We start from the raw sequence: 20,646 nt of genomic DNA, 5'->3' as shown, positions 1-20,646 counted from the left end.
CGGTAGGAAGGCGCGTGCGGCCTGCCTAGACTGGCCCACGTTCCAAACACCGAACGGGCGTTCAAAATCTTGAACGCCTGGCGTGAGGCTCGCATGACATCGCCCGCGGTGGCCACCGGCCACGAAGCCCCTTCGCTGCGCACCGTGCTCACCCCGACCGAGGCCGGGGGCGGCTCGGCCTCGGCCCTCGTGCCCGCGGTCACGCGCGCTTTCGCGGTGCTGGAGCTGCTGGCGGCCGAGGGCGAGCCGGCGAGCCTCTCGCGCATCGCGTCGTCGCTGGCGCTGCCCAAGAGCAGCGTGCATGCACTGTGCCGCACCTTGGCGCACCTTGGCTACCTGCGTCGCTTCGACGACGGCAGCTACTTCCTCGGGGCCCGGGTGCTCGAGCTCGCGCACGCCTTCACCTCGCGCACGCAGGTGGTGGACGAGTTCCAGCGCATCTGGGCCGAGCGCGGCGACCCGCCGGAAGAAACGATCATCCTCTCGGTCCTCGACGGTCCCGACATCGTCTATGTCGGCGCTCGGCCGGGCAGCCATCCGCTCGGCCTCGCCTTCCACGTCGGCATGCGGCTGCCGGCGCACCTGGCAGCCACCGGCAAGGCCATGCTCGCCTTCCATGACCCCGCCGAGGTGCGCGCGCGCCTGCCGGCCTCGCTCGCGCCGATGGTGCAGGGCCGCGGTCCCGTGCCGATCGACGAGTTCCTGAGCGAGATGGCCGACACGCGTCGGCGCGGATACAGCATCGACGACGAGGGCGTGCGCGAAGGCATCTACTGCTACGGCGCACCGGTGCTCGATGCGGCCGGGCAACCGGTCGCCGGTGTGGGCGTGTGCATCCCCAAGCCGCTCCTGCCCTCCAGCGGCGAGCGCCTGCGCGGTGTGGTGATCCACGTCGCCACGCGCCTGTCCGAACGCATCGGCGGCCCGGGCGTGGCTGCCGCCGCCATTTCCGGTCCGAAGAGCTGACGAGGCTGCAACCCGATGGACATCATCCTCGAGACACGTGCGCTGACGAAGGAGTTCAAGGGCTTCGTCGCGGTCAACAAGGTGGATCTGAAGGTGCGCCGAGGCACCATCCACGCGCTGATCGGGCCCAACGGCGCCGGCAAGACCACCTGCTTCAACCTGCTGACCAAGTTCATCGCCCCGACTTCGGGGCAGATCCTGTTCAACGGACACGACATCACGCACGAGAAGCCGGCGCACATCGCGCGGCGCGGGATCATTCGTTCGTTCCAGATCTCGGCGGTGTTTCCGCACCTCACCGTGCTGGAGAACGTGCGCGTCGCATTGCAGCGCAAGCTGGGCACCTCGTTCCACTTCTGGAAGCCCGAGCGCTCGCTCTACACCTTGAACGACCGCGCGATGGAGCTGCTGCGCGAGGTGGACCTGGAACGCTACGCGCAGTTGCCGACGCACGAGCTCAGCTACGGGCGCAAACGCGCGCTCGAGATCGCGACGACGCTTGCGATGGAGCCCGAACTGATGCTGCTGGACGAACCCACCCAGGGCATGGGCCTGGAGGATGTGGAGCGGGTGCAAAGGCTCATCAAGAAGGTCTCGGCCAATCGCACCATCTTGATGGTCGAGCACAACATGAGCGTCGTCTCCAGCATTGCCGACACCATCACCGTGCTGCAACGCGGCGCGACGCTGGCCGAAGGCCCGTATGCCGAGGTCTCGCGCAACCCCGCGGTGATCGAGGCCTACATGGGCAGCGCGGACGCCGAGCTGAAGGGAAGCCACTGAGATGTCGAACAACAAGCGCATGCTCGAGGTGCAGGACCTGCATGGCTGGTACGGCGAGTCGCACGTGCTGCACGGCGTGAATTTCCATGTGGACGAGGGCGAGGTGGTGACGCTGCTCGGCCGCAACGGGGCGGGGCGCACCAGCACGCTGCGCGCCATCATGGGTCTCATCGGCAGCCGCAAGGGGTCGGTGAAGATCATGGGCCGCGAGTCGATTGCGCTGGCGCCGCACCAGATCGCCCGGCTCGGCGTCGGCTACTGCCCGGAGGAGCGCGGCATCTTCTCGAGCCTGTCGGCCGAGGAGAACCTGCTGCTGCCGCCGGTGCTGGCGCAAGGCGGCTTGGCGCTCGAGGCCATCTACGCCATGTTCCCCAACCTGAAGGAGCGTGCCGCGAGCCAGGGCACGAGGCTGTCGGGCGGCGAGCAGCAGATGCTCGCGGTGGCCCGCATCCTGCGCACCGGCGCGCGGCTGCTGCTGCTCGACGAGATTTCCGAGGGCCTGGCGCCAGTGATCGTGCAAAAGCTCGCCGAAGTGGTGCGCACGCTGCGCCAGCAGGGCTACACGATCGTCATGGTGGAGCAGAACTTCCGCTTCGCCGCGCCGCTGGCCGATCGCTTCCTCGTGATGGAGCACGGCCGCGTGATCCAGTCCTTCTCGCAGGCCGAGCTGCCCGCGCGCATGCACGATCTGCACGAATACCTCGGCGTCTGACCAGAGGCTATCCCCACCGTCCCACCACACTGAAGGAGACATCGATGACACCGAAGAAACTCGCCGCCGCCTGCTCGCTGGCCTGTGCCGCCCTGGCCGTCGCAACGCCCGCCCAGGCCCAGATCTCGGGCGATGTCATCCGCATCGGCTTCATCACCGACATGTCCGGCCTGTACGCCGACATCGACGGCCCCGCCGGTGCCGAGGCCATCCGCATGGCGATCGCCGACGCGGGTGGGCAGATCGAGGGCAAGAAGATCGAGTTGCTGGTCGCCGACCACCAGAACAAGGCCGACGTGGCCGCGGCCAAGGCCCGCGAGTGGTTCGACCAGCAGGGCATGGACGTGCTGATCGGCGGCACCAACTCGGCCACGAGTCTGGCGATGGCCAAGGTCGCGCAGGAGAAGAAGAAACCCTTCATCGCCATCGGCGCGGCGACCTCGGCGCTGACCAACGAGCAGTGCAGCCCGTACACCATCCACTACGCCTACGACACCGTGGCGCTGGCCAAGGGGACCGGCAACGCCGTGGTCAAGGCCGGCGGCAAGACGTGGTACTTCCTGCAGGCCGACTACGCGTTCGGTCAGGCGCTCTACAACGACACCGCCAACGTCGTGAAGGCGGCGGGGGGCAACGTGGTCGGCGTGGTCAAGCATCCGCTGTCGGCGAGCGACTTCTCCTCCTTCCTGCTGCAAGCGCAGGCCAGCAAGGCGCAGATCCTGGGCCTGGCCAACGCGGGCGGCGACACGATCAACAGCATCAAGGCGGCCAACGAGTTCGGCATCACCAAGACGATGAAGCTGGCCGGCCTGCTGATGTTCATCAACGACGTGCACTCGCTGGGTCTGAAGGCCACGCAGGGCATGTACCTCACCGACAGCTGGTACTGGAACCGCGACCCCGAGACGCGCGCCTGGAGCCGCAAGTTCTTCGAGAAGATCAAGCGCATGCCCTCGTCGCTGCAGGCGGCCGACTACTCGGCCACGCTCCAGTACCTCAACGTCGTCAAGACGATCAAGACCGACGATGCGGACAAGGTGATGGAGCAGTTCCGCAAGGTCAAGATCAACGACATCTTCGCCAAGGGCGGCTACGTGCGTGCCGACGGCCGCATGGTCCACGACATGTACCTGATGCAGGTGAAGTCGCCCGACAAGTCGGTCGAGCCCTGGGACTACTACAACGTCGTCTCCGTCATCAAGGGCGAGGACGCCTTCACGACGAAGGCCGAAACCAAGTGCGCGTTGTGGAAGTGAGCGCGCGCGACTGCCGCTAGAGGTCCAGCTCCCGCCGGCTCGCGCCGGGGGAGCGCGACGGGAGAGCACATGAGCGAGATCTTCGGCATACCGGTCCAGGCCCTGCTCGGGCAGTTGCTGCTCGGGCTGGTGAATGGGTCGTTCTATGCGATGCTGAGCCTGGGCCTGGCCGTGATCTTCGGCCTGCTGGGCATCGTCAACTTCGCGCATGGCGCCCTCTACATGGTGGGCGCCTACATCGCGTGGTTGGGGCTGGAGAAGTGGGGCCTGAACTACTGGGTGGCCCTGGTGCTCGCGCCCGTGGTCGTGGGGGCGCTGGGCGTGGTGATCGAGCGCACGATGCTCAAGCACCTGTACCGGCTGGACCCGCTCTACGGCCTGCTGCTCACCTTCGGTCTGGCGCTGATCCTGGAAGGCATCTTCCGCGACCAGTTCGGCGTCTCGGGCCAGTCCTACCCGGTGCCGGAGCAACTCACCGGGGCCACCGACCTGGGCTTCATGATCCTGCCCAACTACCGCGGCTGGGTGGTGTTCGCCTCGCTCGCGATCTGCCTCACGGTGTGGTTCGTGATCGAGAAGACGCGCCTGGGGGCCTACCTGCGCGCGGGCACCGAGAACCCGCAGCTGGTGCAGGCCTTCGGCATCAACGTGCCGTTGATGGTCACGCTCACCTATGCGGGCGGTGCCGGTCTGGCGGCGGTGGCGGGCGTGCTCGCCGCACCGGTCATCCAGGTCACGCCGTTGATGGGCTCGAACCTCATCATCATCGTCTTCGCGGTCGTCGTGATCGGCGGCATGGGCTCGATCCTCGGTTCCATCCTCACCGGGCTCGTGCTGGGCTTGATCGAGGGCCTGACCAAGGTCTTCTACCCCGAGGCTTCCAACATCGTGGTGTTCGTCATCATGGCCATCGTGCTGATGCTGCGACCGGCCGGCCTGTTCGGCAAGGAGAAGTGACTTGAACGCGCAGACTTCCCAACGCGTCGCCTGGCTGGTGGTGCTGGCCCTGCTGGTGGTCGCGCCGTTCGCGGGGATCTACCCCGTGTTCATGATGAAAGCGCTGTGCTTCGCGATCTTCGCCTGTGCCTTCAACCTGCTGCTCGGCTACACCGGGCTGCTGTCGTTCGGGCATGCGGCCTTCCTCGGCTCGGCCGCCTATGCCACCGGCTGGCTCGTGCGCAGCGCGGGGTGGTCGCCCGAGCTCGGCATCCTGGCCGGCACGTCGGTCGCCGCGCTGCTGGGGCTGGTGGTGGGGCTGGTGGCCATCCGCCGGCAGGGCATCTACTTCGCGATGATCACGCTCGCCATGGCGCAGATGGTCTACTTCATCTGCCTGCAGGCGCCCTTCACCGGCGGGGAAGACGGCCTGCAGGGCGTGCCGCGGGGCAAGCTGTTCGGCGTGCTGCCGCTGCACAACGACGTGGTGATGTACTTCTTCGTGCTCGCCGTCTTCGTCGCGGTCTTCCTGTTCGTCGTGCGCATCGTGCATTCGCCCTACGGACAGGTGCTCAAGGCGATCCGCGAGAACGAGCCGCGCGCGGTGTCGTTGGGCTACGACGTCGACCGCTACAAGCTGCTGGCCTTCGTGCTGTCGACCACGCTGGCGGGCCTGGCCGGCTCGCTCAAGACGCTCGCGCTCGGATTCGCGACGCTGTCTGACGTGCACTGGAGCCTGTCGGGCGAGGTGGTGCTGATGACGCTGCTGGGCGGCATGGGCACCTTCGCAGGCCCCGTGATCGGCGCCTTCACCATCGTGGGCTTGCAGAACTTCCTGGCCGACCGCGTCGGCTCCTGGGTCACGGTCATCATCGGCGTGACCTTCGTCGTCTGCGTGCTGGCCTTCCGCCGCGGCATCGTCGGCGAGCTGCTCGAGTGGCAGAAGCGGCGCAACCGCCACCATCGGGCCTAAGGCCCGGCGCCCGGCCGCCCGAAGCCGGGCCGCGACCCCCGTGGGGGCTGGGGCGCTCAGCGGCGCCGCCGGTGGACCCGCGCGGCCAGAGCACCCAATCCGGCGAGCATCAGCGCGTAGGTCTGGGGCTCGGGCACGGGCGAAGCCGGCAGCAGCGCCTGGGGTCCTTCGAGTTCGAGTGCGGTCAAGCGGCTGACGACCAGGTCCAGGGACTGGGCGGCGTAGCGCACTTCGAGCCGGTACACGGCGGGATCGAGGTCGGTCAGGACCGCAGCGAAGCTGCCGGTCAGCCCACCGCCTGCCGTGAGAACCCGGTACGTCCCTTCGCCCGCTGCTTCGCCGAAGCTCGCGTGCAGCGAGCCGCCCAAGGTAGCGCGGCCCGAAATCCACACCACATCGTAGAGCGAGCCGCCGAGGATATCGACGTCGAGCTGACCCGCGCTCAGCGTGACGGCGCCGCCAAGGAGCGACGCCCGCCCGACGGTGCCATCCGACCCGGCGCCCCACACGCCGCCTTCGAAGCTGAGGCCGGCGGCCTGAAGCGTCCCGTCGATCCACGTGCGGGCCGATGGACCCGATTGGGTGTACCGCCCGGTGCTGGCCAAGCTGCTGCCTGCGGCCACGACCACCTCGCCGGCATTGCGCAGCGCGGACTGCGTGGCCATCGAGGCACCGGCCAGCAGCCGCAGGCTCCCGTCGTTGACCGCCAGGGTGGCGAGGGCGGGGCGGTCCACACCGCCGTGGTTGTCGACGAGCCGGGCGGTGCTGCCACGCAGTTCGATCCGCGCCGAATTGCGCGCGATGCCTCCCGTGCCCAGAAGGTCGAGGCCGAGGGTCTGCCGCTCGGCGATGTAGGTGCCGCCGGTGAGCCGCCGTTCGCCCGCGCTCCATTGCGCGAGCCCGCCTCGCACGTCGATGCGGGCCCCCCGTGCGTGCAAGGTCCCGGGGGTGTTCAGCGGGCCGGTGAAGATCAGGGCCCCACCGCCTTGCGTCAGCACCCGGCCGGTGTTGTAGTAGCGTGCACTCACCTCGGTGCGCCCCGCGCCCGTCTTGAGGTGCAGGCCGTGGTTCTCGAAGGCGGCGACGCCGAGCACCACCGGGCGCCCGCTGCCTTCGCGGGGCGCAAGGTCGGCCGCCGCCTCGTCGCGGAAGGCGCCGCCGCGTGAGACGACGATGCGCCCGCTGCCCACGATGTCCGTCTCGCCGGTCCACGACGCTGTTGCCAGCACCAGCTGGCCGTCGATCTGCTTGCGGTAACCCGGCACGTCCGGCCCCGCCCCGTCGCTCACCCAGTATTGAGGGCCGCCATGCAGCCGTGCCGTGCCCGTCACCAGGATCGGCCCGGCCACGCGCAGGTCACCCACGCCCCAGTCCAGCCGCCCGACGGTGAGCGAGGGCGCTTGCACCCGCCCCCAGTACGGTTCGTGCCAGCCGGGGGCGACCGCGCTGTCGAGCCGCAGCGCCCCCACGGACAAGGCATTCGCGTGCACGAGCGCCGCGCCGCGGGTGACCTCGACCCGGCCGCGACCGGTCAGTGACGCCTGCGGCGCGAAGTGCGCCTCGCCGCCCTCGAACGCCAGCACGCCGTCGTTGCGCAGCGTGCCGGCCGAGAAGTGCGCGCCGCGGGCCGGATCCAACGGGCCGCCCGTGACGATGCGCAGCACGCCGCTGGAGCCGACGAGCCACTGACCGCTGCTCTCGAACCCTGAGTCGGGCGTGCGCAGCTCCGCCCGCCCGTCGATCTGCGCGGTGCCGGTGTGGGAGAAGCCGCCGCGGGAGATGTCGAGCGTGAACGCGGCACCTCGCGCCACCTCCAGCCGCCCGCCGTTGTGCCAGCGCGCGTCTGCCGGCGCCCCGCGAACCTCGTAGCGGCCCTCCAGCACCCGGAGGGTGCCGCGGTTCTCGGCGAGCGGGCCCGCGTACGGCATCGAAAGGGTGGACGTGCCCGAGCCCGTCTTCACGTAAGTCCCGGCGTTGACGAATCCCCCGGCCACCGACAGCTCGTGCGAGCCACCGGTCACGTGGTCCTCGAAGCGGCTGCCGGGGCCCAGCGCAAGGCGCCCGTCGAAGGCCATCGACGAGTCGCCGTCGAGCCAGCGCGTGGTGCCGCGCCACTCGACGGCGGCGCCATAGCCGACGTACTTGTCGCCCCCCGGCCCGATGGTGGTGTTGCCGCTGACGACCAGGTGCGAGGCGGGGTCGCTCAGGGGATCGAGGGGGCCGAAGCTGCCGCGGTCCCAGCGCAGATGCGTCAGGTTCATGCGGCCCTGCAGCGTGCCGCCGTCGAGGTGCATCGCCCACAGGGCCGATGCGTCGCCGTGCAGGCGCAAGGTGCCGCCGGTGAAGCTCAGGCGGCCGGTGCCGTGCACGCTGGCGATGTCGAAGGACCCGCTGCGCAAGGTGGTGTGGTGGGCGCCCAGCAGGGCGCGCGCCTCCGGGCCCGCGGGCAGGCCCGGGGTCCAGTTGGCGGCCAGATCCCAGAACGACGCCCCGCTTCCCGCGCCGCCCGTCCAGCGGTAGTCTGTGGCCTGCGCAGCGCCCGCCAGCGCGGCGGCCGCCAAGGCGAGCGCTGCGCGATGCCGGGGCCGCGCGCAAGTACTGGGCGCGCGTGCGCCTCGTGTCGGGTTCGACATGTCCTCCTCCTCGCTTGTGCATTCGGCGTCTCGCCGGGAAGTGAATGATCACTCCACGAATGTGACTCCAGGGGGAGAAGCGCAACTGCTCGTAACGGTCACCGGGCTTTCCCGGCGGGCACGAGGCCGACGATCGCCTCGTTCAACGAGCGGGGTGACGCCCCCCTTGGAAGGGGTGAGCGATCAGGCCGTCCAGGTCTGGCCGTCGCCACGCTCGCGGATGGCCGCGATGTTCACCCTGTCGCTGCCCGCGGCGCGGGGCACGACCGCCAGGTGCCAGACGGTGTCGGCGGGCAGGAGCGCGGCCGGGTAGTCCAGGAGGAGGTCGTCCGGGGCGCCGGCGGGGGTGACGCGGACCCGGTACGTGCCGGCCGGCACCTCGACGAAGCCCGAGCGCGTCTCGTAGGCGTCGAGGGTGAAGGTCGGCGTGCCCAGCGGGGCGCCGGCCGCGCCGACGTGCACGGCGAGCGGCTGCGGCCGGTGCACCGCGGCGTGGAACGCGCGCAGCCGCACCTGGCCCGGCGCCGGCCGGGCACTGTCTTCTGCGACGACCCAAAAGCGCACGTCGCCGCCGGGGGCCGTGCTGCCGTACGCCAGGATGGTGGTGGCGCTGTCGCCGAAGAAGGCGAGCTGCACCCGTTCGAGCTCGTTGCCGCCTTGTCGCACGCTCACGGTGTGCGTGGCGCGCGAGAGCTCGCCATAGATGGAGCCGATGCCGCCGAGGTTGAGGCTCGTGGCGAAGAGGTCGTCGACGTAGAAGCTCGCGAGCGTGACGTCGCGCGTGCCGTTGACGAAGCGCAGCAGGGGATCGGCGGGGCGGTCGTCGTGACCGCCCCCGCAGCCCGCGAGGCCCGCCAGCGCGGGGAGGCCGAGCGCGGCCAGCACCAGGCGGCGCCTGCGGGCGTCCCGAGGGGACAGGGGCTGCACGGACAAGGGCGGCCGGCTCATCGGGATCCTCCTGCGTGAGCGGACATTGTGGCCCGCACGCGCAGGCCGCGCGTGCTTCTCCCCGCTGCCATCGCTGGCGGCCGGTGCCGTCAGGCCGCGCGTGCCTGCACCTCGGCCGAGCGCCAGCGGGCCATCAGCTGCGCCCACTTCTCGCGCGCCTTGGCGAGGTGCCGCTCCTTCACGTGCCCATAGCCACGGATGTCCTCGGGGATGCGCGCGATCTCGACCGCCAGCGGCAAGCGCTCGGGCGTGAGGCCGGCCAGCAGCTCCTCGATGCAGTCCTTGTACTCGCCGATCAGCGCGCGCTCGGTGCGGCGCTCCTCGGTGCGGCCGAACGGGTCCAGCGCCGTGCCGCGCAGGCCCTTGAGCTTGGCCAGCAGGCGGAAGGCGGAGAGCATCCACGGGCCGAAGCGCTGCTTGACCAGGTGCCCGTGCTCGTCGCGCCGGGCGGTGAGCGGCGGCGCGAGGTGGTAGGCCAGCTTGTAGTCCCCTTCGAACTGCTCGGCGATCCTCTTCAGGAATTGCGGGTCGGTGTGCAGGCGCGCGACCTCGTATTCGTCCTTGTAGGCCATCAGCTTGAAGAGGTAGCGGGCCACGGCCTCGGTCAGCTTGGTGGAGCCGAGCGGCGCCTCGGCCGCACGCACGCGGTCGACGAAGGCGCGGTACTGGCGGGCGTACGCGGCGTTCTGGTAGCCGGTGAGGAACTCCTCGCGCTTGGCGATCAGCTCGTCGAGGTTGACCGACTTGCGCACGAACTGGACGACCTGACCCTGGGGCTCCACGAGCCGCATCACCGAGGCGAGGTCGTGCGCCGCGCGGCGTCCCCATTCGAACGCGGCCTTGTTGTTGGCGACCTGCACCCCGTTGAGCTCGATCGCGCGCATCAGCGACGCGTGCGCGAGCGGCACCCAGCCCTTTTGCCAGGCGTAGCCCAGCATCAGCGGGTTGGTGTAGATCGAGTCGCCCAGCAGCTGGGTGGCCAGAAGCTCCGCATCGAACTTGGCGAGCTGCCCTTCACCGACGGCCTGGGCCAGCACCGACTCGCACTGCCCGGCCGGAAACTCCCAGTTCGGGTTGCCGACGAAGGCCGCGGTCGGCGTGCCGTGCGTGTTGAGCGCCACGCGCGTGCGCCCCGCGCTCATCGTGGCCACGGTGGTCGCGTTGGCGGTGACGATCGGGTCGCACCCGATCACGAGGTCGGCCTCGGCCGTGCCGACCTTGGTCGTGTGGATGGCCTCGGGCCGGTTGGCGATCTGGATGTGGCTCCAGGTGCTGCCGCCTTTTTGCGCCAGGCCCGCGGCGTCCTGCGTGACGACGCCTTTGCCTTCGAGGTGGGCCGCCATGCCCAGCAATTGCCCGATGGTGATGACGCCGGTGCCGCCCACGCCCGCGACGACGATGCCGTACGCCTCCTCGGCCACCGGCTGCGACGGCTCCGGCAGCGGCGGCAGCGAGAACGGGTCGGGCCGCACGCCCGTCTTCTTCGCCGTCTTGAGCTGCCCGCCCTCGACGGTCACGAAGCTCGGGCAGAAGCCCTTCAGGCAGGAGTAGTCCTTGTTGCAGGTGCTCTGGTTGATGCGGCGCTTGCGGCCGAACTCGGTCTCGACCGGCTCGACGGACAGGCAGTTGCTTTGCACCGAGCAATCGCCGCAGCCCTCGCACACCAGCTCGTTGATCACCACGCGCGTGGTCGGCTCGGTCATCGTGCCGCGCTTGCGGCGGCGGCGCTTCTCGGTCGCGCAGGTCTGGTCGTAGATGATGACCGTGCAGCCCTCGATCTCGCGCATTTCGCGCTGGAGGCGGTCGAGCTCGTCGCGGTGGTGCACCGTCACGCCCGGTGCCAGGTTCAGCGGCGCGTGGTACTTCTCGGGCTCGTCGGTGACGACGACGATCTTCTTGACGCCCTCGGCCTCGAGCTCGCGCGTCATCTGCGGCACCGTCATCGTGCCGTCCACCGGCTGGCCGCCCGTCATCGCCACCGCGCCGTTGTAGAGGATCTTGTAGGTGATGTTGACCCCGGCCGCGATGCTCTGGCGGATCGCGAGCAGCCCCGAGTGGTAGTAGGTGCCGTCGCCCAGGTTGGCGAAGATGTGCTTTTCCTTCGTGAAGGGCGCCTGGCCCACCCAGGGCACGCCTTCACCGCCCATCTGGGTGAACGTGGAGGTCTGGCGGTCCATCCACACCACCATGTAGTGGCAGCCGATGCCTGCGACGGCTCGGGAGCCCTCCGGCACCCGCGTGGAGGTGTTGTGCGGGCAGCCGCTGCAGAACCAGGGCACGCGGTCCGAGCCGAGATTGAGCGGCTGCTGGCTGCGCTCCTTGGCCTCGATGATGGCCAGGCGGCTGGCGATGCGGGCGCGCAGGTCGCTGCCCAGCTGGTGCAGCATGCCCAGCTTGTCGAGCCGCTGCGCGATGGCCTTGGCGATCAGCGCCGGGTTGAGGTCCGCTTGCGCGCGCAGCAGCCAGTTGGAGGCGGGGTTGGGCCGCGACCATTCGCCGCCCGAGTAGTCGCCCTCGGGCTCGTTGAACTTGCCCAGCACGTTGGGCCGCACGTCCTCGCGCCAGTTGTAGAGCTCTTCCTTGAGCTGGTACTCGATGATCTGGCGCTTCTCCTCGATGACGAGGATCTCCTGCAAGCCGGTGGCGAACTCGCGCGTGATGGTCGCTTCGAGCGGCCACACGACCGTCACTTTGTGCAGGCGGATGCCGATGCGCCGGCAGGTCTCGTCGTCCAGTCCCAGGTCGTGCAGCGCCTGGCGCGTGTCGTTGTAGGCCTTGCCGCTGGCGATCAGGCCCAGGCGCGCGTTCGGCGAATCGATCACCGTGTGGTTCAGGCGGTTGGCGCGCACATAGGCCAGCGCCGCGTACCACTTGTAGTTCATCAGCCGCGCTTCCTGCTCGAGCGGCGGGTCCGGCCAGCGGATGTGCAGCCCGCCCGGCGGCATCTCGAAGTCGGTCGGCAGCACGATGTCCACGCGCTCCGGGTCCACCCACACGCTGGAGGAGGACTCGACGATCTCCTGGATCGTCTTCATGCCGGTCCACACACCCGCGAAACGGCTCATCGCGAACGCATGCAGGCCCAGGTCCAGGATCTCCTGCACGTTGGTCGGGAAGAACACGGGAAAGCCGACGGCCTTGAACACGTGGTCGCTCTGGTGCGCGGCCGTCGAGCTCTTGGCCACGTGGTCATCGCCGGCGATCGCGATGACGCCGCCGTGCTTCGCGGTGCCGGCCATGTTGGCATGCTTGAACACGTCCAGGCAGCGGTCCACGCCCGGGCCCTTGCCGTACCAGATGCCGAACACGCCGTCGAACTTCTTGTGCTCGGGGTACAGGTCGAGCTGCTGCGTGCCCCACACGGCGGTGGCGCCCAGCTCCTCGTTGACGCCCGGCTGGAAGACGATGTGGTTGGCCGCGAGGTACTTCTTGGCCTGCCACAGCGCCTGGTCATAGCCGCCCAGCGGCGAGCCGCGGTAGCCGCTGATGAAGCCGGCCGTGTTCAGGCCGTGCATCGCGTCGCGTTTGCGTTGCAGCATCGGCAGGCGCACCAGGGCCTGCACGCCGCTCATGAAGGCGCGGCCGTGTTCCAGCGCGTACTTGTCGTCCAGGGTGACGGACTCGAGCGCCTTGCGGACCGACTCGGGCAGGGGGGCGTTCATCGCGGTACTCCTTCTCGTGCGCCCGCCGCGCCGGCTTGTGGCCGGCTGGCGACCTGGATGTGGGGATCGTCAAAGTGTAGGAAGCCGCCGCTGAGAAATCTTTTCTTTCTTTGCCGGAAATTGCACGCGCCGAGGAATAAGATTCTCCGGATGCTCCTTGGAAGAGAAGAATGACCTCAAAGTTGCCGGAATCAGGGAAAACCCGAGGCTCTGCCGGGGCCCCGGAGCCCCGCGCCGAGCCCGGGGTCCTGGACCGCTACGACGTCGCCATCCTGCACGAGTTGCAGCAGGATGCGCGCCTGTCCAACGCCGAGCTGGCCGCGCGCATCGGCCTGTCGGCCACCCCGTGCTGGCGGCGCGTCAAACGGCTGGAGGAGCAGGGCTACATCAAAGGCTATCGCGCCGAGATCGACCGTCACAAGATCGGCCTGGGGGTGCTCGCCTTCGTGCGGGTGGATGCCGAGCGCAACAACGCCGTGGCCACGCGCGAGCTGGAAGACGCGCTGCGGGCGCTGCCGGAGGTGATCTCGTGCCACTACATCTCCGGCTCGGGCACCTTCGAGCTCCAGGTGATGGCGACCGACCTCGATGCGTACTCGCGCTGGGCGATGGACACGCTCTTTCGTTTGCCCAACGTCAAAGACTTGCACACCAGCTTCTCGCTCGGGGAGGTCAAGGCGAGCGGCGCGCTGCCCCTCGGCCACTTGCACGAGCGCGTGCGGCGCGGTGGCTGACGTGACTTCTGCACGCCGGATCGCGGCAATCCACTATTTCCGCGACACGCCGGCCTGCGGTACAACCGGCACCGAGGACGAGGAGGTGCGCGGGTGAGACAGCAGTACGCTCGACAGATGACACAGGCAGCAGCCCGCGGTGAGGGGCGCTCGCGCTTCGTCCGGTCCTGTCGGTCCGCCTCGGGCGCCGCGTGAGCGCGCCGCAGCAGGGCCTGCCGCACGCACCCCTTCGGGCCCGCCTTCTCGACCTGCTGCTCGGGCGCGAGCGCAAGCGCCGCATCCGGGTGCAGCGCACCCTCATCGCCTTCGCGATCTACGCCGCGCTGTCGGTCATCCAGATGTACCGCATCTCCCGGGGGCTGGCCGACCCGTGGCTCGGCAGCATCCTGATCGGCGTCGTCCTCGCGGCCTCGAGCATCTTCTACCTGGCCACACGCACCGGCTGGAGCGAGCGCTTCGCCGACCCGGCGCTCACCTTGCCGCAGATGCTGTTCGGCATGCCTGCGGCCGCGCTCACTTATGCCAGCGGCGGGCCCGGCCGCGGGGCCTTGCTCACGCTGGTCGCGGTGATCCTGATGTTCGGCGCCTTCAACCTCACGCGCCGGCAGTTCGCGTTGGTCAGTTCGCTCGGCCTCGTCTGCCTGGGCGCGGCGATGTACACCATGTCGCGGCTGCATCCGCACGTGTTCTCGCCGAAGGAAGAGATCGTCCACTTCCTCTTCACCCTCACCATGCTTCCGACCATCGCGGTGCTCGGCGGGCAGTTCACCGACTTGCGGGACCGGCTGCGCAGCCAGAAGGCCGAGCTCAGCGAGGCGCTCGCACGCATCCAGGAGCTGGCCACGCACGACGAACTGACGGGCCTGTACAACCGGCGTCAGATGCAGGTGATGCTGGAGGCCGAGTGGCGCCGGTGCCAGCGCACGGCGCATGGCTTCAGCGTGGGGCTGGTGGATCTGGACCACTTCAAGCGGCTCAACGACGAGTACGGCCATGCCGCTGGCGACGAGGCGCTGCGCCTGTTCGCGCAGGAGGCGCGGTGCACCTTGCGCGACAGCGACGTCGTGGCCCGCTGGGGGGGCGAGGAGTTCCTGGTGCTCCTGCCTTCGGTGAAGGCGGAAGACGCGCGGTGCGCGCTCGAGCGGCTGCGCGCCGCGCTCGCACGCCATGCGCGGTGGCAGGCGCATCCGCACCTCAAGTTCAGCTTCTCAGCGGGGGTGGCGGAATACCTGCCCGGCGAGGACATCCACCACACGATCGAACGGGCCGATCGGGCGCTGTATGCCGCCAAGCAGGCGGGGCGCGACCGCATCGCCTGCGCCCCCGGCGGTGCGCCCGCCGCCGGTCATCAGCGCACGGCGTAGCCCCGGCCTTCGAGGCAGGCCGTGAGCGCGCGCGTGTATCGCTCACGGGCCGCCACCGTGTCTTCGTTCTCCTGCCCCACCGCCGCCAGCGTCGGGTCGTAGTCGGTCTCCTGCACCGCCCAGCGGTGGCACTCGTACTCGTCGTCGGACTGCTGCTGCGCGCTCTGGCCGCTCTTGGGGTAGGCGAGCGGCGGCTCGTAGGGCGGCAGAGGGGACTCGGATTGCGGCGGCGCGACGACCTGGTAGCCCCCGGTCGCCAGCGGCACGTAATAGACCCCATAAGCCTGGTAGTACACGTGCGGGCCGACCCGCACCACCGTGTAAGGCCCCATCAGCGTCGAGACGTACAGGCCCGGCGGCGGCTGCACCAGCACGTAGCCGCCCCAGCCCGGCGCGTACCAGTAACCATCGGCATACCAGTACGTCCGGCCTGCGTGCACCACGGTGTGGCTGTGAGGCGGCAGCACCGGCACCGGCCGGCCGTAGTAGGGCCGGCGGTGCGACCCGTACCGGTCCGGGTACCACGGGTCGCCGCGCCAGGGCTCCGAGCGCGGCTGCCCCCAGCGCGGGGTGCGGCTTTCGCCGGGCTCCCGCCACGAGCCGCCCGGCGCCGGGGCGGGGGCGGGCCGGGGGGCCGGCGGGGGGAGCCGGTGCGGCCGCCGGGGGGCGCAGGGGGGCGGTCGGCGGGCGGCGCACGTCCGGCACGTCCGCGTTCGGGCCCGACCCGATCGGACGAGGCCCCGGCGGCGACGCCCGCCGGGGGCCGTCGTCGTCGCGAGGGTCTTGCCGCGGGTCATTCGCCTGCGGGTGGCGCGAGGGGGCCGAGAGGCTGCCGCGACCGCGGTTCGGAAGGTCGTCGCGCGAGAGGGCCTGGGCGGCGGCCGCCACGGCGAGCAGGCTGCAGGCCATGCCGACTGCGGCGCGCTGGAGCACGCGCCCGGCACGGTGCGCCCGCCCGGGGGCGGAGGTCGGATTCGAGGGCATGTGAAAGGAACTCCTGGTCTCAGCCCACCCGGTAACCGCGAGCGGCCATGCACGCGCCCATCGCATCGCGCACACGCTGGGCGGGCAGCGGGCGCGCGGCCGAGCCCTGGGCGGCTTGCCGCAACGACCATCGGTAGCACTCGTAACGGTCGCGATCCTGCTGCGCCGGGGTCTGCGCCCGCTCGGGGTAAAAGAACATCGGCGCCGGGCCCGGCGGCCCTTCATCCACGCTGGCGCAGCCGGCCAGCAGCCATGCGGCACATGCAGCGCACGCGAGAGCGCCGGCGCGTGTCAAGATGGCGCCAGGGGATCGGTAGGTCACGCTCATGCACACCGTCATCTATGGGTATCGCCGCGCCGCCGTCGGTCGTCGCGCGGGTCTTCGGCTCCTGTTTCAGCTCCCGTTCGCGCTGGCCCTCGGCGGGGTGCTGCCCGCCACTGCGCAAACGGCTGCCCACGTCGGCTTGCCGCTGCGCAACCTGCTCGTCGAAGTCCGACAAGGCGAGGAGGAAGAAGGTTCCCAGCGGCGCCAGGGCGCCTCCGGCGCCGTGGTCATCTCCAGCGGGCCCAGTTCCTCCAACGTCTCGGGCGGCGTTTCGGTGCACAACGCGCAGGTTGACTCCACCCGGCGTGGTGACGGAGTGCAACAAGTGCTGGTGCTCAACGGCGGCCGCGCGGCGGTGCGCCTGGGGCACACCCAGGCCCTGCAGTGGTATCAGGTGGTGTGGAATGAGCGTGAGGGGGCCACGCTGCTGCCCTCGACGCTGTGGCTCGAGGCCGGGCGCGGGATCGTGGTGCAGCCGCGCTGGACGGCCGGTTCGTCCACTGCGACGGTCGAGATCAGTGCGCAGTCGAGCCGCCTGCAAGCTCAGGGCAACCCGGCCGAGGGCGTGCTGCGCGAAGGCGCGAGCGCCTCGACGACGCTGCAGGTGCCGCTCGGTGAGTGGGTGACCGTGGCCAGCACGGCCGAGCACTCCCAGCAGCGCGACCAGCGCGTGTGGTCCAGCCGCGAGGCGAGCCGGGAGGGGCGCCGTATCGTGCAGATCCGCGTGACGCTGCCTTAGCGGAAGGCCTCGCGGCGGTACTCGGCGAGGCGGCGGGGGTCGCGGTCAGCGCCGCGGCCATAACACCCACATGCGCAGCGGCTGCTTCATGCGTCCAGCCCGGTCCTCGGCCCCTTCGGCCCAGCCCCAGAAGTAGTCGGCGCGCACGGCACCGACGATGGCGGCGCCGGTGTCCTGCGCCAGCACCAGGCGCTGCAGCGGCCGCGGCGGCTGCGGGCTGCCCCAGGGCTGCGGCTCGGTGGTGTCGATCCACACCGGCGTGCCGTAGGGCACCGACTCCTTGTCCACCGCGATCGAGCGTCCCGGGGTCAGCGCCACCCCTTGGGCGCCCACGGGCCCGACCGTCGGGTCCGAAAGCGGCTCCTCGCGGAAGAAGACGACCCGCGGGTTGGCGTGCAGCATCTCCTGTACGCGCTGCGGGTTGGCGCGCGCCCACGCCTTGATGGCCGGCCAAGAGGCCTGATCGAGCGTGAAGGCGCCCTGGTCCACCAGCCAGCGGCCCACCGAGCGGTAGGGATGGTCGTTGTGGCCCGCGAAGGCCACGCGCACCAGCCGGCGCGAGCCGTCCGGCTCGGTCACCCACAGTCGGCCCGACCCCTGCACCTGCAGCAGCAGGGCATCGAGCGGATCGGCCACGTACGCGATCTCGCGACCCTTGAGCGCTTCCTTGGCCGCGGGCAGCATTTCCAGCTGCGCGCGCGTCCAGTAGGGGCGCCGCTGTTGCAGGTCGGCCGGCGGTGCGTGCAGCGGCACGCGGAAAGCGCCCCGCGGCAGCCGGCTCGCTTCCACGAGCGGCTCGAAGTAGCCGGTGACCAGGCCCACGTCCGCCGGGGTGCCGGCCGGGGCGTCCTTCGCCTCCACGCGGTACGGCTGCAATCGCTGTTGCAGCCAGGCGCGCACCGCGGTCTCGGTCGGGTCCTTCAGCCCCCGCGCCTCGGCGCACAGCGCGACCCAGGCGGGCCCCGGCCGTTGGCAACTGCGCAACAGGGCCGGCCAGGCCATCACGAGCTGGTCGGCCCCCCAGCCGGGCAGCGCATCCCAGCCGACGGGCACCCAGCGCGAGCGCGGCTGCTCGATCACGGCGCCTGGCGCGGCCGCGGCGGCAGGCGGGGCGGCCGCAGGGGGCGGGGGGCTTTCCGGCGGCACCGTGCCGCACGCGGCCAGCGTGCCTAGAATCGCCGCAACCGCCCAGCGCGCGGCGGCGCTTGCCCTCGTCTGTCTGTTCGATCCCATGTGGCTCTTGCTGTTGGAAGCGCTCGCGGCGCTGCTCATCCTTGTGTTCATCGTGTGGTGGACCATGTTCTCCGGTCGCCGCCGCGACGAGCCGCACCCCTCGGGCCCCGGCGAGGAGCACCCCTCGGGGCACGACGAGCGCGGTCCGCACTGAGGCCCGGTGCAGCGGCCTCGCGGTCTTCGCGCGAGGCTTCGTCGCGCGCCATCACGCCGGCTGCGCTTTCGCCGCGCGCGGCGGCCACAGGAAGCTCCCCGGCCGCTGCACCAGCCGCCGGCGCACGGCGGCGTAGATGCGGGCGCGGTCGCGCAGACGCAGGTTGCGCGAGCGCAGCGCCAGCCGGAAGGCCAGCAGGAAGCTCACCGTCACGTTGAGCGCGCCCGTGACGGCGATGCCCGCCACCGCGAGCCAGAAGGCAGGCTCGTACACGAGTTGCCCACCAAGCGCCCCCAGGGCTGCCCCGAGTTGTCCGCTGGCCAGCGTGACATGCCGCACGTCGAAATGGATACCGAAGAAGACCGCGACCGCCGGCACCAGGCCCAGCATCAGTCCGAGCGAGACGTTGCCGGCGAAGCCCGAGATGTTCGATTCGAGAAAAGCCGCCCAACGCTGGGCGCGGGCCGCGCCCAGCCGCGACAGGATGCGCGGGTTCCAGCGCAACGCGCTGCCCAGCCGATGCAAGACGAACCAGTTTTCCGCCCATCCGGCGACGAGGCTGGAGGCGAAGAGCAGCACCCCCGTGCCCGCGGCGAAAACCGGGGTCCAGCCCAGCACGCTGAGCGACTCCACCGCCCACCGCGCCTTGGCCTCGCCGACCAACGGCGCGCCCAGTGCCCACTGCGCGAGCCCCTGCAGCGCCCACACGCAGGGCAGCACCACCATCACGTTGCCCAGGATGCCGGCCACCTGCGTGCGCGTCAGATGGGCCAGCTCGTCGACGAACCGCTCGACAGCCTCGTCCGTGCCGACGTCGGCCAGCCGGGCCGCCATCGCCGGAGCCGTCATCGCCGGCTGCTTGGTCGCCAGCGTGAAGTGCGCGAGTTGGATCGCAACGAAGCTCACCGCGTAGTTGAGGCCCGCGGCCAGCCCCGCGAAGAAGGGCGACAGCCCCCAGCCCGTCAGCAGGAACTTCACGAACACCGTGATCGCGGTGATCGCACCGCCACCGGCGGCCCGTCCCACCATCTGCAGGTACTCGCTGCGAGTGCGGGTGATGTAGTGCTCGCCCGCCTCGGCGCTGCGTTCCACCACCTTGCGCGCCAGCAGCGAGTAGTTGCGGGCCAGCAAGGCGCGCACGCTGCGTCGGTGTTGGGCCGTCTGCGCGAATTCGACGAACAACCGCTGCACCGCGCGGGCCGCTTCGCTGGGGCCGGTCTGCCGCCCGCAGGCCGCGCCCGGCGTGCCGGGGGCGCTCAGCAGGCACTCCAGCAGGCGTTCGATCCGATCCAGCCGCGCCTGGAGCTGCTGCGTGGCGAACACGATGTCCACCGAGATGCCGTGCTCCTCCAGGTGATCTCGCACCGTGGCCGCATCGCGTCGGCAGGCGTCGAGCACGGCGCGCATGTAGCTCATCGCGCGCTCGAGGTCCGCGGTGCGCGCGGCCTGCGCGGCGGGGCCCGCCTCCGTGCCGGGGTCGCGCAGGCCGAGGGCCCCGCCGTCCTCGTCCTCGATCAGACCGCGCAGCGCCTCGAAGCTGCGCATGAGCTGCCGGAACGGGACGAGCGGCTGGGCCTGCGGCGACATGCGGGTGCGGACCTCGGCCGAGAACGCCGTCGCCTCCACCTGGCTGATGCAGAACATCAGGGCGTCGAGCAGCGCGCCACGCCAGCGTGTGGCGGCGCCGCCCGGGCCGGCGGCCGGCGCCTCCTCGGCCTGCTCGGGGGGAGCCAAAGCCTCGGCCACCAGGGCCCCCACCCGAGCCAGCGTCTCGTCGTCGATGGACGCGAGCCAGTCGGCATCTTCGGGGTGCGAGAACACCAGCTGGAACAGCTCGGACAAGTCCCGCGTTTCGGGCGTGCCGGGCAGCAGCCGGCGTTGCAGGCGCTCGCCCACCTCCGAGAAGAAGGCCATCCGGGGCGCGAAGCCGAAGTCGGCCAGCAGCAAGGTGGCGTCCATCTCGCGCAGCGTGGACGCGAGCGTCCGGGCCACGCGCGATCGCGCGTCCGGCTCTCGTTCCAGGCGCTGGAGTAGCAGCCGCAACCGCAGCACCGGCAGCGGCGTGTCCCCCCGCGTGCCGGGCTCCGCGTGGACCGGGGCGTGGCGCAGCCATTCGGCCAGCCGCACCCACCACAGGTTGCGCTCGGCCGCTGCCGCGCCGGGCTCCAGCGCGGCGAGCAAGGAGTTCAGATCCCAGGTCGACTGCCTGAGCAAGGCCAGCAGCTTCCCCTTCATCGCGTGCGC

17 protein-coding genes are annotated in these 20,646 nt (G+C 70.6%); 10 read left to right on the top strand and 7 right to left on the bottom strand.

Annotated elements, in window-relative coordinates:
• Positions 1 to 93 precede the first annotated feature (93 nt).
• The 6 genes from OMP39_RS13815 to OMP39_RS13790 all read left to right on the top strand — a co-directional run bounded on the left by OMP39_RS13815 (position 94) and on the right by OMP39_RS13790 (position 5,626).
• Entirely contained in the window at positions 94 to 966 is an 873-nt protein-coding gene (locus OMP39_RS13815) for an IclR family transcriptional regulator (protein WP_264892338.1), read from the top strand.
• 15 nt (positions 967 to 981) lie between these two features.
• Positions 982 to 1,749, top strand: coding sequence for an ABC transporter ATP-binding protein (locus tag OMP39_RS13810; protein ID WP_264892336.1), 768 nt, complete (start codon positions 982 to 984; stop codon positions 1,747 to 1,749).
• A 1-nt stretch (position 1,750) separates the two neighbouring features.
• Entirely contained in the window at positions 1,751 to 2,461 is a 711-nt protein-coding gene (locus tag OMP39_RS13805; RefSeq protein WP_264892335.1) for an ABC transporter ATP-binding protein, read from the top strand.
• 44 nt (positions 2,462 to 2,505) lie between these two features.
• The gene (locus OMP39_RS13800; protein WP_264892333.1) at positions 2,506 to 3,717 is read left to right on the top strand and encodes an ABC transporter substrate-binding protein; all 1,212 of its coding nucleotides are present in this window, start codon (positions 2,506 to 2,508) and stop codon (positions 3,715 to 3,717) included.
• Positions 3,718 to 3,786: 69 nt separating this feature from the next.
• Complete coding sequence (locus OMP39_RS13795) at positions 3,787 to 4,674, top strand: branched-chain amino acid ABC transporter permease (RefSeq protein ID WP_264892331.1); 888 nt, start codon at positions 3,787 to 3,789, stop codon at positions 4,672 to 4,674.
• A 1-nt stretch (position 4,675) separates the two neighbouring features.
• Positions 4,676 to 5,626 (top strand): branched-chain amino acid ABC transporter permease, encoded by a 951-nt coding sequence (locus OMP39_RS13790; protein WP_264892330.1) that lies wholly within the window; start codon positions 4,676 to 4,678, stop codon positions 5,624 to 5,626.
• Between the two features lie 56 nt (positions 5,627 to 5,682).
• Here the strand turns inward: OMP39_RS13790 and OMP39_RS13785 are convergent, their stop codons facing one another.
• The 3 genes from OMP39_RS13785 to OMP39_RS13775 form a co-directional block, all read right to left on the bottom strand.
• Positions 5,683 to 8,259, bottom strand: coding sequence for a PEP-CTERM sorting domain-containing protein (locus tag OMP39_RS13785; protein WP_264892329.1), 2,577 nt, complete (start codon positions 8,257 to 8,259; stop codon positions 5,683 to 5,685).
• 183 nt (positions 8,260 to 8,442) lie between these two features.
• Entirely contained in the window at positions 8,443 to 9,207 is a 765-nt protein-coding gene (locus OMP39_RS13780; protein WP_264892327.1) for a DUF4397 domain-containing protein, read from the bottom strand.
• 89 nt (positions 9,208 to 9,296) lie between these two features.
• Positions 9,297 to 12,869: an indolepyruvate ferredoxin oxidoreductase family protein gene (locus OMP39_RS13775; protein ID WP_264892326.1), complete on the bottom strand. Its 3,573-nt coding sequence runs from the start codon at positions 12,867 to 12,869 to the stop codon at positions 9,297 to 9,299.
• 170 nt (positions 12,870 to 13,039) lie between these two features.
• Here OMP39_RS13775 and OMP39_RS13770 point away from each other — a divergent pair, with 170 nt between their 5' ends.
• A complete protein-coding gene (locus OMP39_RS13770; RefSeq protein WP_264892324.1) occupies positions 13,040 to 13,603 on the top strand; it encodes an Lrp/AsnC family transcriptional regulator in 564 nt (187 codons plus the stop codon).
• 191 nt (positions 13,604 to 13,794) lie between these two features.
• A complete protein-coding gene (locus tag OMP39_RS13765; protein ID WP_264892323.1) occupies positions 13,795 to 14,967 on the top strand; it encodes a GGDEF domain-containing protein in 1,173 nt (390 codons plus the stop codon).
• Here OMP39_RS13765 and OMP39_RS15385 read toward each other — a convergent pair.
• Positions 14,952 to 15,764 (bottom strand): DUF6515 family protein, encoded by an 813-nt coding sequence (locus tag OMP39_RS15385; RefSeq protein ID WP_342454864.1) that lies wholly within the window; start codon positions 15,762 to 15,764, stop codon positions 14,952 to 14,954. The genes OMP39_RS13765 and OMP39_RS15385 overlap by 16 nt on opposite strands.
• 206 nt (positions 15,765 to 15,970) lie before the next feature.
• Entirely contained in the window at positions 15,971 to 16,279 is a 309-nt protein-coding gene (locus OMP39_RS13755) for a hypothetical protein (protein ID WP_264892320.1), read from the bottom strand.
• On the opposite strand from OMP39_RS13755, the gene OMP39_RS13750 reads away from it, so the two are divergent.
• Positions 16,278 to 17,015, top strand: coding sequence for a hypothetical protein (locus tag OMP39_RS13750; RefSeq protein ID WP_264892319.1), 738 nt, complete (start codon positions 16,278 to 16,280; stop codon positions 17,013 to 17,015). The genes OMP39_RS13755 and OMP39_RS13750 overlap by 2 nt on opposite strands.
• A gap of 45 nt (positions 17,016 to 17,060) precedes the next feature.
• Here OMP39_RS13750 and mltA read toward each other — a convergent pair whose 3' ends face one another.
• Positions 17,061 to 18,248: a murein transglycosylase A gene (gene mltA / locus OMP39_RS13745; RefSeq protein WP_425340639.1), complete on the bottom strand. Its 1,188-nt coding sequence runs from the start codon at positions 18,246 to 18,248 to the stop codon at positions 17,061 to 17,063.
• Between mltA and OMP39_RS13740 the strand changes: the two genes are divergently transcribed.
• A complete protein-coding gene (locus OMP39_RS13740) occupies positions 18,247 to 18,402 on the top strand; it encodes a hypothetical protein (protein WP_264892317.1) in 156 nt (51 codons plus the stop codon). The two genes, mltA and OMP39_RS13740, sit on opposite strands and share 2 nt — an antisense overlap.
• 51 nt (positions 18,403 to 18,453) lie before the next feature.
• Here OMP39_RS13740 and OMP39_RS13735 read toward each other — a convergent pair whose 3' ends face one another.
• On the bottom strand, positions 18,454 to 20,637 hold the full coding sequence (locus OMP39_RS13735) for a site-specific recombinase (RefSeq protein ID WP_264892316.1): 2,184 nt from the start codon (positions 20,635 to 20,637) through the stop codon (positions 18,454 to 18,456).
• Between the last annotated feature and the right edge of the window lie 9 nt (positions 20,638 to 20,646).

This window comes from Schlegelella aquatica (assembly GCF_026013905.1).
In the GTDB taxonomy this organism is placed as follows: domain Bacteria; phylum Pseudomonadota; class Gammaproteobacteria; order Burkholderiales; family Burkholderiaceae_C; genus Caldimonas; species Caldimonas aquatica.
Note: the sequence above shows the minus strand (reverse complement) of the source record. Positions and strands in the feature narration are given on the sequence as shown.